Below are 14,022 nucleotides of genomic sequence, written 5' to 3'. Positions count from 1 at the left end.
GTGAAGGTCACATCTAAAGTTTTTTCAAAGATGTGAAACTTTAGAAGCGTTCCACTATTGACAAAAAAATCCGGAAGCAACTCCCCAGCAATAAGCGAGGATTTTCTAAATAGGAGAAGTTTTTAAATTCCTCACTTATTACTCAGAGCTGATTGCTTCTTTCAGAATCTCTATTAAAGCGCGACTTCGACATTCATCGAAATCTATAAATGGTTATTTTGCTGGAGATAATCAACAAGGGCACTTGCTTCATTTGCTAAATTTCCCTCTACCACTGCTCTTTCTGCAGCTTGAAGTGCATCACTGACCCATTTCCCTGGTTTCTTGTCACTCACACTAAGAAGTTTCTTCCCATCAATTGCTAACTCTCGCATGGATGTAATCGGTAATTGATCATAGCACTTTGCTACTTGTTCTAGTTGAGGTGTTTCACCAAAATAAATCATGAGTTCTTCTGTCTTCAAAGCGTTCTCTTTTCCCAAACAATAGAGTACCATTGGTTCCAACATCTGTCTTTTACGTTGAATCAATCCATGAACGATCATTTGAACTTCTCGAATCATTTGGTTGGAACATTTCCATTCCTTTAAGAAAGGACGGATCTCACTTTCTTGAAGTCCTAACTGATCGATCAACAATGCCCACGCCTGACTTTCAGTTTGCAATGGTTCATCTGGTAAATCGGCAAAACGTAACAAGGCTTCACCATAGTCTCTTAAACCTGGACAATAAATATAACATTGCGTCTCAACGAATGTTCTCAATCCTGTAGAACGCTCTTTCCCTAATAACATTTTGATGAATTCCACATTAATCCGTTCGACAGAAATTTTTCCTAATAATGAATGGTTGGCCTGAATGGCCGCAGCCGTTTCTTGCTCGAGCGTAAACCCAATTTGACTAACAAATCGAATCCCACGCATCATACGCAAAGCATCTTCATGAAACCGTTCCTGTGGATCGCCTACTGCTCGAAGGATCTGGTTTTCTAAATCAGCTAACCCGTCAAATAAATCAATGATTTGACCATCTTCTTTTAATGCAAATGCATTGATCGTAAAATCACGTCTTTTTAGATCCTCTTCAAGTGAACGGACAAATTCGACATGATCTGGACGACGATAATCTTGATAGGTCGATTCTGTCCGAAAGGTCGTGATTTCATATTGTTCCTCTTCAGCCAAGACCAAAACGGTGCCATGTTCAATGCCGATATCAATGGTTTTCGGAAAAAGTTGTTTGATTTCTTCTGGGAATGCACTTGTTGCGATATCTACATCATGGATGGGTTGATCCAACAAGATATCTCTAACGCTTCCTCCGACAAAATAAGCTTCAAAACCCGCTTGCTCCAATTTATTCAAGACAGGAATCGCTTTTTGGTATTCTCTTGGTAATTGTTTTAGTTTCATTGTTTTCCCTCTTCCAACTTGATGGCTTACGCTTTTTTATCATCCTTATTTGCTTCTTTTCTTTCAAAGCGATTGTGATCTCTGCGATTAAATTTTTCCATATTTTTTTCAAATACATCCGTTAAATCGATTTCCAGGGAATTTGCCATGATCATAGTGACAAATAAAACATCACCTAATTCTTCTGCTACAGAATTGTTGGGCTCCGTTTCTTTCTTCGCTTTTTCACCGTATGTATGATTGACTTCTCGAGCCAGCTCCCCGACTTCTTCTGTTAAGCGTGCCATTTGAGCTAATGGAGAAAAATAGCCTATTTTAAACTGTTGGATATAGTCATCTACTTCCTGTTGCATACTTCTTAAAGAACGTTCTTTTGTCATTTCTTCTCCACCTTTCCTATTTATCTTACCAAAAACTACGTCCAAATCCTAGGCAAGAGCGATTGAGAAAATAAAGATTACGTGCTACATTGAGTATTGTGATGTAAAAAGAATGAAATATTGCGAAAATATTAGTCGGTTTATCGAAGGAGTGGTTTGATGATCTCAATGAAAACAGTTAAAGAAGTCGTAATGATTATGGTTGGTACAAGTATTTATGCGTTTGGACTCGTTTATTTAAATATTGCGAATCATTTAGCAGAAGGTGGCGTTTCAGGGATCACTTTGATCTTACGCGCACTTTTTGGGATTGATCCTGCCTACTCTACACTTTTGATCAATATACCTTTGATTTTGATTGGGGGAAAAATTTTAGGAAAACGTTCACTCGCTTATACCGTCTTAGGAACAGTTTCGTTGTCTGCATTTTTATGGATTTGGCAACGTGTTCCTTTACAAATCAATCTTCAACATGACTTACTGATCGTTTCATTATTGGCTGGCTTAATTGCCGGAACTGGAAGTGGTCTGGTCTATCGGATGGGTGGAACTACCGGTGGAAGTGATATCATTGCTCGTATATTAGAAAAGAATTATGGGATCTCAATGGGTCGATCTTTACTGGTATTAGATGTTATCGTTTTGTTGGCTTCATTGACTTACATTGACTTGAAACGCATGATGTATACGTTAATTGTTTCTTATGTTTTCAGCCGTGTCATTGATTCAATCTTAGATGGCGGTTACTCAGCTAAAGGGATTTTAGTCGTCTCAAACAAAAATGAAGAAATTGCCCCACTATTGATGACTGGATTAGAACGCGGCGTCACTTTTTTAAGTGGTGAAGGTGGATTTTCTGGTCATTCTAAAAAAATTATCTATATGGTGGTTAGTTCGAGTGAATTGAATGAAGTGAAACGAATCGTCCATGAAATCGATGAAAAAGCCTTTCTATCGATCATCAATGTCCATGAGGTCGAAGGAGAAGGATTCACTTATCTTAAACCACAGTCTAAGTTATTTAAGCGAATATAGCTCTCTCCTAGTCCTACTCGTTTTTCTGGAGTGAGTTTCATCTTTCTTTTTGGCATACAAAATCCCCCTATACAGGATTTTTATATTTCAGTGTCCTATATAGGGGGAGCATATCAACTTTCCTCAGTCTCTTTTAGTATCTTTAAAAACGAATAAACGTTTAGATAAAAGTATCCTTAGTTAGGATTCTTTCCTGCATGTTCGCCTTTTACTTGGTTCTTGCTTAATATTTCACGATTAACTTCATCGGACAATTCCAGGAAAGCATCTTTATCCCCTTTTTCAAGCGCTTGATCAATCTGTAAGTAAAGCATTTTGAGATGGGCTGCTTGTTCTTTCTCTTTGAGATATTGCTCGACTAGTTCAAGATCTTCTTCACTAATAGAGTCGTTCCAAGATGCAAAGGGGTTCTCTTCTAAAACCATTAAATACTCTTTCGTCTGCCAAGCATTTTCAAAAAGGCATTCTACATATAGCGGTCTTTTCCAATTTAATCGAATTTCATGAAAAATTTGATCAGTATCGGTAAACTCTTTCCCCTCGAGAAATAATTTCATTGGTTCTCCATCGAAAGAAAGGTCACTGATTTGTAATCCCCGATTTGCTTGATTCGCTCCTTCAACAAAATGAACATTACTTAAGATTGCTTCATGATTAGCCAAGTAATTCAAAATCCAAAAAACCTCTCTGCGACTAAATGAAACATGATTGACCATCCAAGTTAAGAAATTCTTTTTTTCCTTTACATCTATTAGCATTTTACTCACCTCTCTGCTAGGTCGTCTAATACTGACAATGCCTCCAAATCTCCAGGTTCCAATTCTAAATAATGAGTAAGTAGATCTTTTGTTTTTGTCAATTGTCCTTCTTCTCGTAAGAATAAGGCGTATTCTTTTAGAAAATCAGGTTCATGCTCCAATTCGTGATACGCTTGTTCATAATGAACAGCTGCTAGCGTGAAGTCCTCTAATTCATTATAGGCATGGGCTAAATTCCATTCCGCATATGGATTTGCAGTTTCTTCCATTTGCTCGATACTCTTGATTACATCTTCGTAACGTTCTTCATCTAAATACAAATTACTTAATGTTAATAATGTTTCGTCTTGTTTTTCGCCTAATTCCAACGCATTTAATAATAGTTTTTCTGCTTTTTCTTTGTCATGTAGGCGATACGCATTTTCAGAAGCTAAGTGATAGAGTTCTACTTGATAAGGATTTTCTTTGATCCCATCTTCAAGAACTTTCTGCGCTTCTTCAATCAATTCTTCTTCTTGCAATGCTTGACCTAAATAAAGATAAAGAGATTGATATTGGGGATTTACTTCTCTCAATTCTTGTAAATAATTGATCGTTTTTTCATTTTCTTTTAGCTGCAGATTGGTGAAAGCTAACTGGAATAAGCGATCATCTGTCCGTTCTTCCTGCAATGCTTGTTCCAATGGTTCGATTGCTGCTTCAAACTCTCCTTGCATGCTTAGAGATTGTCCTAAACGTTCCTGCATAGAGATGCCAGAAATCTCATCAATATTACTTGATAATAATAGTTGATAGATCGTTGCAGCTTCAGCAAAACGATCGACTGAAAAGTAAAGTTCAGCTAATGCAAATTGGATCAATGGTTCATCAGGCAACAACGCAGCTGCTTCCTTCAATTTCGCTTCACTGACTTCAGGAATACCGATCACTTGATATAAATCAGCAATTGCTAATAAAGCTTGAGGATAGTAGTCACTTTCTTTTGAAATGTTTTCCAGATATTCAAATGCTTGATCGATTTCATTATCTTCAATCGCAATTTCCGCCAATGGAATGAACAACTCATCATTTTCGGGGTACTGTTTCACTAACTGTCCAAAAATTTGCTTTGCTTCTTCTAAAAAACCAATCGCTAAGAGTTCTTCCCCTAATTCAGCCAAAACATCGGCCGGATCTTCTTTCAAAGCTTGTGTCAGATATAACTGAGCTTGCGCCAAATCTTCCTCTGACAATGCTTGTAACATTTTTTCACTATTTGTATTCATTTAAATCCCTCTAATCTCACTAATAATCTCGTCATAAGATTTCATTGTTTGTATTAATTCTTGTTCCTTTGGCGATTGATATTTCTCTATTATACCAATTTTTTTCAAAACAAGAATTTTTTTGCTTTTTTCCGCTAGAAGCAAGACATTTTCTAAATAATCAATTTTTGATAATTGTTCTGGCCAATCGATAGGATAACCCAGATGTTTCAACCAGATAAAAAAATTTTTCAATTGAAAGGACATATCCGCTAGTCCTACATTCCAAGTAAGATGAAAAAGCATTCCTAATAGTTTTTTCATACTAGCTGATAACAAATGACCATTTTCTGTTAGGTAAAAAGCTTGTTCAAATAGTTTACCATAATTTGAGAGATTTTCCGCATCTACTTGGTAAAAACTAATCATTTCTTCCAGCATCCCCGTAAAAGCCCGCTGAGATAACTGCCTTGGTTGCGGATAGTTTTTATAGAGATTTTGTAAAAAATGATAATCACAAACTAAACCACATGTTATCAAAGTCAAAAAATCTATTTGTTTCCCTTCTCCTTGTTTTTCACTGATTGTTTGATCGTAAACAATTCGTTCTGGAAGGTTGGTCGTTCGCAAGACGACTTGATTTGGCAATTGTAAAATATTTCGTTGAGGAGTTAATGCCCGGGCCATTGAACGAATCGATACCGGTATTAGCCATAATGTTGATGCAAGTGAGGTATGCTTCTGGAAAAAACCTGCTAAATCCATGATCCCCTCATTCCCAAACCCAATGATAAGTAAGGATTGGTTTTCAGGATATCGTTTTGCAAATGTCACAAGATTACTTAGTTCTGTTAAGTGATTACATTGAGTATTGGCACAGATATACCAATCAATCTCACTTGGGTTAGGAAACTGTTGGTTGATTTTCTCAACAAACAAATCGTAATACCGTTGGTTCGTCAAAAATAAAACAGGCTGATCAATCGTTATTGTTTTCAGTTGGCTGACCAACGTTTCCCCATAATAGATTTTTGTTTGTTCTTCTTGTCCTTGATAGTCGATTTCCATAAGCACCCCTCCTTTTCTTTATTTTACCATTAGTAAGTAAAATCGGAAAAGAATAGGGTAAATTCTTGGGAGAATATAGAAAAACTTCGTAATTCACCTACATTTAAGAGCACCTATTTAAAGAATTCTTGTGTAATAAATCGGGCATGGTATACTGTAATACGAAGTAAAAGATTATATAGGACTTTGCTTTTCATTTTATAAAACGGAGAAATGGATTAAGCAATTTTATTCAACTAAATTTCATCAAAAATGAGGGATAAGTTTTGTCAAAAATAAATAAAAAATCAGTTACAGCAATATTAATTATCTCCCTATGTGCTTTTTTTATGGTTTCACCTCAAATTTATAAACATGCACTCATTGTTTCAAATGACTGGGTATTTCATATGAACCGTTTCTATGACACGGCTATGCAATTAAAAAATGGCACGTTTAATTATTTCCAATCCATCTACGGTTTTAGCCAATCGGGAAGAGTCATCAATGCCCTTTATGGAACCGACTTTGCCTATTTACATGGACTGTTACTTTTAATTTTTAAAACTTGGTTCAGATTCCAACTTGTATCTACTTTTCTGTGTTACTTCACTGCCGGTACATCGATGTATTTCCTTGGACGGTACTGCCATTTAGAGCAAAAAATTGCTACTGGGATGGCTATTTTATACATGGGTACACCTACCATTTTTTACTATACTCTTGCCCAAAATTTTTCTGGTTGGGGTGCTGCCTTTTTACCTCTTATTTTTATTCCAGCTGTTAGAATGATAAGAAATCGGGAAAGCCCAATCCAACCTGTGGTGCTAGGAGGAACCATTTCATTATTGCTATCTGTCCATATGTTTTCAACCTTACTAGCCGTAGCCGCTTTGATTCCCTTTTTCCTTGTGGGTTTGCTTTACTCTAACAAAAAACTAGTAATAATCAAACAGGCTCTGCTAGCAGTGGTGATCGCTATCGGTCTTTCTTTCAATACGTTTGCTGCTTTTCTGGATTTGTCCAATGATACCTTGATTCCACCATACGCAGTAACTAATCTATTATCGAATAGTACTTCACTTTCGTTTGGTTCAATTGGCTGGACAAACTTTGGACTAATCCTTTCTATGATATTTATTTTTCAACTTGTGTTTACTATCGTCCACTTTAATAAACTCAATGTGTTGGAAAAAACAATCAACTTAGTCGGAGCATTCTTTTTACTTGTCTCTTCTAAATACATTCCTTGGAATGATATCGGCAATTATTTTACATTTGTTCGCAAAATGCAATTTCCACAAAGACTGGGTTGCCTCGCATGTATCTTATTAATACTAGGGTTCGGTTTTACCATTCAAAAAACCTTTGTAACTTTAGAGAAACAATCGGTTTTAAAAATCAGTGTGCCACTATTACTGACTTTTTCATTGTTAAATTTAACAGGTGGCTATGCTTTAATTTCGGATACAGCAGCTATCTGGAATAGTGATGCCCCACTTTCTAAAGACACCAGTGCTGCTGAAACCTTAGAAAGTAATGCAAGTAATATTCGTCACCTATTTGGAGGCAATGCTGATCTATCTGCTGCTTTACAAATACACAGAAAACCGATGGCTGACTATTTACCCGCTAGTGGTGGACAATTGGAAGATCCTTACAAAGCTTATAAAGAGGACGTTTTACACAATTCTATCCCTCTTAAAAGATCAATTGACAAACAAGGGAATATACATCTAACTTTCACTGCTAAAGATACAAATAAAATAACTTTACCAGTAATCATTTACCACAATAGTTCCCTCATAATCAATGGAAAATCTAGAAGTGAAGCACAATATTCACTGACTTCAATAGGCGCTCTAAGAATTTCTCCAAAGATTGGTACAAATGAAATTATTGTAGGATATAAACCAGGTAAACTATTCAGATCAGCTATTTATCTCCGAATATTAACAGTGGTTATCATCATTGCTTACTATATGAGCAAACGATGCAAATTTTTCAGTAAAAACAAACGCACGCAATAACCGATGAGCAAAAGATTTTTTCTAAACAGCCAGATAGACAAATGAGACAATGAACGAAGCAATCAACTTTGAATAAATAAGAGGTTGTAAAAATAACGACTATCTTATTCATTAAGATAGTTTGAAAAAATAGCTTTTCGTCAATAATGACTGAGAAGTTTTGTATTAAAAATCTGGGACAGAATGAACCGTATTCTGCCTCAGATTTTTTTATTATTGTTTAAAGCAAAGTTGTGAAAAGAGCGTAAATCAGAGGTTTTGCAAGCATCGGGAGCTTCGATGACAATGAGAAAAGATTTTTTGAAATAGCTTCTCCTATTTTAGAAAATCATCGCTTATTGCTGAGAAATTGATAAAAGAATTGTATCGAAAACCTTCAACGTATCGTTTAGGTCGATTTGCTGAATTTATGTTTTTGACGGGCACACACATCGGAGAAGCAATAGAAATACAAGCGAAAGATTTTGATTTTGAAAATAGTCAAGCTTTCGTAAACGGATCAATTGATCGTTCTGGAGAATATCGAAGAGGGATCAAGGGATCTGTTAAAACAAACGCATCATACAGAAATCTTGATATAACAAATAGAACTCTTTGTTTGGTTAAACGGACAATTGAAGAAGTAACTTGGGATTCTATGGAAAACGACAAGTTCGAAAATCTCAACTATCTATTTGTAACGAAGAACGGGGTTCCTGTACAAAACAATTCTTTCAATCTAGCTTTGAAAAGAGCTGATGAACGTGTTGATTTAGCGCATAAAATTTATCATCTCATATTTTTCGCCATACGCACGTTTCGTGGTTGACAGAAAAAGGATAGCCGTTAAAAGCAATCATGGATAGAGTTGGACATGAAGACTCTAAAATCACAAATCAAATTTACACTCACGTTACATAGAGAATGCGAGTTAACATTTTAGAGGACTTAGAAAAAGATGGGCTCTGATTATTATTGCCCCTTTTCTGCCCCTTTTTCATATTTCGACTTAAGAAAAACGCCTGTAGCTCTAGAGCCACAGGCGTTTATTCAGCCGTATTATTTAACAGCGTCTTTTAATGCTTTACCTGGTTTGAATGCAGGTACTTTGCTAGCTGGGATTTCGATTTCTTCACCAGTTTGTGGATTACGTCCTTTACGTGCAGCACGTTCGCGAACTTCAAAGTTACCAAAACCGATTAATTGAACTTTTTCGCCGTTAGCTAAAGCATCTTGAATAGTTGAAAATACAGCATCGACTGCTGCAGTTGCATCTTTTTTAGTTAAGTCAGTAGCTGAAGCAACTTTTTCGATTAATTCTGCTTTGTTTGCCATGGATAGATTCACCTCCTCCACAAGAGATATGATGTAAAACATCAGTTTAGTTAAAAACATTCTGAGTGGTCCAGAAGTTTAAAAGAAATATTGATCTAGTTCAATATTCTGTTATCACGATATCATATAAACCGCTTAATAGCAAGGTTTTTACCATTTTTCACGTGCTTTTTTTAGTCATAAAAACGTAATAAACAAAACCACCTATTTTTTTTGAAAAAAATCTGCCGATGTGGTAAAATGCCTATTTTCGTCTTCTTGGAATGATTCGGATCGAAGTTCCTTCGAAAGTAAATGCTTTACGAATTTGATTTTCTAAGAAACGTTCATAAGAAAAATGCATCAACTCTTCTTCGTTAACAAAAACGACGAAGGTTGGTGGTTTTACAGCCACTTGCGTAGCATAGAAAATCTTCAACCGCTTCCCTTTATCTGTTGGAGTCGGGTTGATTGCTACTGCATCCATGATGATATCATTCAAGACAGCAGACGGCACACGCAAGTTTTGATTCATACTTACTTCTTCGATCATTTCAGGTAAACGTTCTAAACGTTGTTTTGTGACTGCTGATACGAAGACGATTGGCGCGTAATCTAAATAACGAAATTCTTCACGAATTTCTTGCTCAAAATCACGCATCGTATTGGTTTCTTTTTTGACAAGATCCCATTTGTTTACCACGATGATCACACCACGTCCTGCTTCATGAGCGTATCCAGCTACCCGTTTGTCTTGCTCACGGATTCCTTCTTCAGCATTCAAAACCATCAAAACGATGTCGGAACGGTCAATAGCACGCATCGCACGCATCACACTGTATTTTTCGGTATTTTCATATACTTTTCCACGTTTACGCATTCCAGCAGTATCGATCATTAAAAATTTCTGACCGTTATCAGATACAAAGTGAGTATCGATAGCATCTCTAGTCGTTCCTTCTATATCCGAAACGATCACTCGTTCTTCTCCTAGAATCGCATTAATCAATGAAGATTTCCCAACATTTGGGCGGCCGATCAAACTAAATTTGATCGTATCATCCTCTTCTTCTTCCCCATCATTTGAAAAGTGTTTAATTGCTTCATCTAATACGTCGCCGATCCCTAAACCGTGACTCCCTGACACTGGATATGGATCACCCAATCCTAATGAATAAAATTCGTAAATATCGTTTCGCATTTCGGGATTATCCACTTTGTTAACTGCTAAAATCACAGGTTTATTACTGCGGTATAAAATTTTTGCTACTACTTCATCTGCATCGGTGACTCCTTCACGTCCGCTGACAACACAGATGATGACATCTGCTTCTTCAATCGCGATTTCTGCTTGATGCTTGATTTGATCCATGAATGGTTCGTCACCTAAATCAATCCCACCTGTATCGATCACACTGAATTCTCGACCTAACCATTCGCCTTTAGCATAAATACGATCGCGAGTTACTCCTGGAGTATCTTCGACAATCGAGATACGCTCGCCAGCGATGCGGTTAAAAATCGTAGACTTACCGACGTTCGGGCGGCCAACGATTGCAATTGTTGGATTTGCCATATTTTTTCCTCCTCACAAGTTTCCAATCTTACTTAGTGTAACGAAAGCTTTGCGAACTTTCAAGCATTGTTCGCTAAAATTACGCAAGTATTTATTCATTGGACAACTTTTTTTCATAAAACATCAAAGTGAATATTGAACCCTAGGAAACCACCTTTTATTCTTGTTTCTTTGGTTAAGGAACTTCATTGTTTCAATAACCCTAAAAACCATATTCAGAACCGCTAGATGAGCGTTAGCCTAAATATTCACACACTACTGAACTTAAAATCGATCAGTGACATTTGATTATAGCATAAATTGTTTCTCTCGTTTTCATTTTCTACTCTTTTTATTGTTTCATGATATGTGAAAGCTCTTTTCTTCACTCTCATTCTTTCAACGATCTTCATATTCTCAAACTCTCAGTTTATCTAGCGCAATATCCTAATTCCTTATTCTAGCCTGTATTTTCTTATGGTCACTTCATTAGTCCCACTGTGCCTACAATATAGCCTGATGCCCAAAAATGTTGATTTTCAAACTCAAATTAATATTTTCATGTTTACCAGAAATTATTAACGTCCTTTTTCTTTTAAATAGCCTGTAAAACTGGACATGCATATTTCATTAATCTACAACCGGAAAGTTTATTCCATATCTAGCTATGAGAAATAAGCCGAAGAATCCAAAAATAGTTCCTCCTATTTTTGGTATTCTTCAGCAATTTTTTGTTAAAGCAACTTCTTGAACCATGTGGATAAGGTCGTGAAAGAAGCGATCAGCTCCAAATTTTTTTGAACGAATGTGATAAACATCAAGAAAAGAATTTGACGTTAAATGCTCCCTCCGGGAAGTAACGAGATTGGCAAAATGTAATCCTTGCTTGTCTTTTCATTCTTCATTTTTTTCAGAAGAACATCAACAATCAGACTTGCGATTTCATCAATTGGTTGTCTGATTGTGGTCAATTGTGGGAAAAATTTCTCAACAAAAGATGTTCCATCATAGCCAATAATTTTTAGATCTTCTGGGATATTAAGTTTAAGCTGATGAGCAATTTTCATAGTAAGAATGGCTGTTAGATCATCAGAAACAAAAATACCATCTGGTTTGTGACTTAGGATCGTCGACTTGATTTCCATTTCTCGACGAATCGTAGAGAGATTATTAGGAATTTTGAAAACTTTGCCATTTGGATTTTGAAAAGAAAAACCAAGCGCACGTAACCCTGTTGGAGAATCCGTATTGTCATTTCCTGTAATCATAATACTATTTTGACAACCATTTTTTTGTAACGTTTTAGCAGCCAGTTTTCCACCTTCAAAGTTGTCTGAAGAAACAATGGAAACATTGGGAGCTAAGTTTCTATCAAAAGCGACAATAGGTGCTCCCACACGCTCATAATCAGCAATTCCAAGATTATGACTAGATGAGATAATCCCATCAACTTGATTCGCTTCAAGCATTTCAATATATTCCCGCTCTTTAGCAGGATCGTTCTGACTATTGCAAATAATTGTTTTATAGCCATGTTTGAATAATTCGATTTCCAGATACTCAATCAGTTCAGAGTAAAAGATATTACTGATATTAGGAAAAATAAGCCCAATAAGTTGGGGTGACTTTCCTTGAAGTCCACGTGCTAGATTATTAGGTTTGTAACCAAGAGTTTTCATAGCTTCATGAACTTTTTGTTTTGTTTTTTCCGATAGATATCCCTTATTGTTAATGACACGTGAAACGGTAGTTGGGCTAACTCCAGCTAGTTCAGCGACATCAGATAATTTTGCTACCATATTAATATTTTAATTCAAAGTATTTTCCAGTCGGTTCACCTGATTTAAGTTGAATACCATTTTGGTGTTTCTCAGGGAATACGCGACTAGTAAATACTTTTTCTCCTTTATTAATAAAAATCTCAATGATTGAATTGTCTACAAAAATGTTAGCAATTGTTTCTTTAGTATCAATTGAGCATTCACGAATCGTACCAAAGTCAGTGGCATATTGAATGCCTGCTTTACTGCGATCTAAAATAATTTTTCCTTCTTTGGTATCTACAATCAAGCTAAGTCCATTTCCTTTACTATCAGAGAAAAGAAGTAACTCCGATTTCTGATTTGGAGGAAACGTTAGTTCAAGCTCATAAGTATTATTTGTTTCTGCTTTTGCTGTAAATTGTTCAGAACTAGCACGTAATGATGTAATAGCTTCTACTGGATATTGGTAAAGTTTACCATCTTTTATTGAAAGTTCTTTTACAAGACTCATTGCTCCCTGATAATCATACTTATCAGTTGGATAATCGATATCAGGTAGTCCAATCCAACTGACAATCAGAGCACGACCATCAGGAGTATTGAATCCTTGAGTCGCATACGCTTCAAATCCATAATCAAGATTTTGAATTTCTGAAGTGCCCACAAGTTTTACTTTTTCTATGTCAAGCGATTGACAGATCTTAAAAGTATTTGGGTAGATATTTCCATAATTAAGCTCAGATTTATCCAACCCTTGAGGACAATAAATGAGAACAGGTTTTTTGTCTACAAATACCAGATTTGGACACTCAATCATGTATTCTGAACCAGTGCCGCCAAAATCAAGGTTGCCAACTTCTTCCCATGTTTCCACGTTATTGTCAGTCGCTTTGTAAAGTTTGATAAAGCCTGATTTTTCTAAATTTTGTGCTCCAACAATCGCATACAATTGTCCTTCATAATTAAACATTTGTGGATCACGAAAATGATCAGTTACATCAGCAGGTGGATGAATAAGAACATTCTCACCTTTCGTAATGTTGTAGTCTTTATCCATCCATGCTCCGATTTGAAGTGTATCACGTTCCCAATTTTCATTTCGAACGTTTCCTGTATAGAGTAAGAATAGATTCCCCTCTATTTCATATGCAGAACCGGAATAAGCGCCGTGGCTATCTCGTTTTGTGTCTGGAAGAAGTTCTGCTCCTGTTACATGAAAATGAACTAAGTCATCTGATTCAGTGTGTACCCATTCTTTCAAACCATGAGCAGCTCCAAATGGCCAATTTTGATAAAAAAGCGTATATTTTCCGTTAAAAAAAGAAAAACCATTAGGATCGTTTAACAATCCTGTTTTAGGTTCGATATGATAGCTAGCACGCCAAGGTGATCGTTTTACATTATCCTTAATTTTATCCATCTCATCTTTAGTCCAATCAGAATAAGCACGATATCGTATTTCTCGAGGTAAGTTCATATTTTACTCCTTCAATTTATCTTTTTAC

12 protein-coding genes are annotated in these 14,022 nt (G+C 36.1%); 3 read left to right on the top strand and 9 right to left on the bottom strand.

The window, feature by feature from the left end:
- Positions 1–203 precede the first annotated feature (203 nt).
- Together IGK91_RS04755 and IGK91_RS04750 are read right to left on the bottom strand one after the other, a co-directional pair.
- Entirely contained in the window at positions 204–1,412 is a 1,209-nt protein-coding gene (locus IGK91_RS04755; RefSeq protein ID WP_010737362.1) for a CCA tRNA nucleotidyltransferase, read from the bottom strand.
- A 26-nt stretch (positions 1,413–1,438) separates the two neighbouring features.
- Positions 1,439–1,792, bottom strand: a complete 354-nt coding sequence (locus IGK91_RS04750; RefSeq protein WP_010737361.1) for a nucleotide pyrophosphohydrolase — start codon at positions 1,790–1,792, stop codon at positions 1,439–1,441.
- A 159-nt stretch (positions 1,793–1,951) separates the two neighbouring features.
- On the opposite strand from IGK91_RS04750, the gene IGK91_RS04745 reads away from it, so the two are divergent.
- Entirely contained in the window at positions 1,952–2,827 is an 876-nt protein-coding gene (locus tag IGK91_RS04745) for a YitT family protein (protein ID WP_010719557.1), read from the top strand.
- 176 nt (positions 2,828–3,003) lie between these two features.
- On the opposite strand, the gene IGK91_RS04740 is transcribed toward IGK91_RS04745, so the two are convergent.
- The 3 genes from IGK91_RS04740 to IGK91_RS04730 are packed head-to-tail and all read right to left on the bottom strand — an operon-like array spanning position 3,004 to position 5,897.
- Positions 3,004–3,585: a ReoY family proteolytic degradation factor gene (locus tag IGK91_RS04740; RefSeq protein ID WP_010719559.1), complete on the bottom strand. Its 582-nt coding sequence runs from the start codon at positions 3,583–3,585 to the stop codon at positions 3,004–3,006.
- A gap of 5 nt (positions 3,586–3,590) precedes the next feature.
- Positions 3,591–4,850, bottom strand: a complete 1,260-nt coding sequence (locus tag IGK91_RS04735) for a tetratricopeptide repeat protein (RefSeq protein ID WP_081130429.1) — start codon at positions 4,848–4,850, stop codon at positions 3,591–3,593.
- Entirely contained in the window at positions 4,851–5,897 is a 1,047-nt protein-coding gene (locus IGK91_RS04730; RefSeq protein WP_010737358.1) for a hypothetical protein, read from the bottom strand.
- A gap of 266 nt (positions 5,898–6,163) precedes the next feature.
- Here IGK91_RS04730 and IGK91_RS04725 point away from each other — a divergent pair, with 266 nt between their 5' ends.
- On the top strand, positions 6,164–7,906 hold the full coding sequence (locus IGK91_RS04725; protein ID WP_081129391.1) for a hypothetical protein: 1,743 nt from the start codon (positions 6,164–6,166) through the stop codon (positions 7,904–7,906).
- Between the two features lie 349 nt (positions 7,907–8,255).
- Positions 8,256–8,714 (top strand): tyrosine-type recombinase/integrase, encoded by a 459-nt coding sequence (locus tag IGK91_RS04720; protein ID WP_071859331.1) that lies wholly within the window; start codon positions 8,256–8,258, stop codon positions 8,712–8,714.
- Between the two features lie 230 nt (positions 8,715–8,944).
- Here IGK91_RS04720 and IGK91_RS04715 read toward each other — a convergent pair whose 3' ends face one another.
- The 4 genes from IGK91_RS04715 to IGK91_RS04700 form a co-directional block, all read right to left on the bottom strand.
- Positions 8,945–9,220: an HU family DNA-binding protein gene (locus IGK91_RS04715; RefSeq protein ID WP_002290178.1), complete on the bottom strand. Its 276-nt coding sequence runs from the start codon at positions 9,218–9,220 to the stop codon at positions 8,945–8,947.
- 244 nt (positions 9,221–9,464) lie between these two features.
- A complete protein-coding gene (gene der, locus IGK91_RS04710; RefSeq protein ID WP_010719563.1) occupies positions 9,465–10,775 on the bottom strand; it encodes a ribosome biogenesis GTPase Der in 1,311 nt (436 codons plus the stop codon).
- A gap of 815 nt (positions 10,776–11,590) precedes the next feature.
- A complete protein-coding gene (locus IGK91_RS04705) occupies positions 11,591–12,553 on the bottom strand; it encodes a LacI family DNA-binding transcriptional regulator (protein WP_010737356.1) in 963 nt (320 codons plus the stop codon).
- Position 12,554: 1 nt separating this feature from the next.
- Positions 12,555–13,994, bottom strand: a complete 1,440-nt coding sequence (locus IGK91_RS04700; protein ID WP_010737355.1) for a sucrose-6-phosphate hydrolase — start codon at positions 13,992–13,994, stop codon at positions 12,555–12,557.
- Positions 13,995–14,022: the final 28 nt, after the last annotated feature.

The organism is Enterococcus sp. DIV1208, from assembly GCF_050530455.1.
GTDB lineage: Bacteria > Bacillota > Bacilli > Lactobacillales > Enterococcaceae > Enterococcus_B > Enterococcus_B hirae.
Note: the sequence above shows the minus strand (reverse complement) of the source record. Positions and strands in the feature narration are given on the sequence as shown.

Bases quoted from the DNA above. Each gene is read 5' to 3' on its own strand.
- IGK91_RS04740 (WP_010719559.1), bottom strand. From the start codon at position 3,585: ATGCTAATAGATGTAAAGGAAAAAAAGAATTTCTTAACTTGGATGGTC.
- IGK91_RS04745 (WP_010719557.1), top strand. From the start codon at position 1,952: ATGATCTCAATGAAAACAGTTAAAGAAGTCGTAATGATTATGGTTGGT.
- IGK91_RS04715 (WP_002290178.1), bottom strand. From the start codon at position 9,220: ATGGCAAACAAAGCAGAATTAATCGAAAAAGTTGCTTCAGCTACTGAC.
- der (WP_010719563.1), bottom strand. From the start codon at position 10,775: ATGGCAAATCCAACAATTGCAATCGTTGGCCGCCCGAACGTCGGTAAG.
- IGK91_RS04730 (WP_010737358.1), bottom strand. From the start codon at position 5,897: ATGGAAATCGACTATCAAGGACAAGAAGAACAAACAAAAATCTATTAT.
- IGK91_RS04750 (WP_010737361.1), bottom strand. From the start codon at position 1,792: ATGACAAAAGAACGTTCTTTAAGAAGTATGCAACAGGAAGTAGATGAC.
- IGK91_RS04705 (WP_010737356.1), bottom strand. From the start codon at position 12,553: ATGGTAGCAAAATTATCTGATGTCGCTGAACTAGCTGGAGTTAGCCCA.
- IGK91_RS04755 (WP_010737362.1), bottom strand. From the start codon at position 1,412: ATGAAACTAAAACAATTACCAAGAGAATACCAAAAAGCGATTCCTGTC.
- IGK91_RS04700 (WP_010737355.1), bottom strand. From the start codon at position 13,994: ATGAACTTACCTCGAGAAATACGATATCGTGCTTATTCTGATTGGACT.
- IGK91_RS04735 (WP_081130429.1), bottom strand. From the start codon at position 4,850: ATGAATACAAATAGTGAAAAAATGTTACAAGCATTGTCAGAGGAAGAT.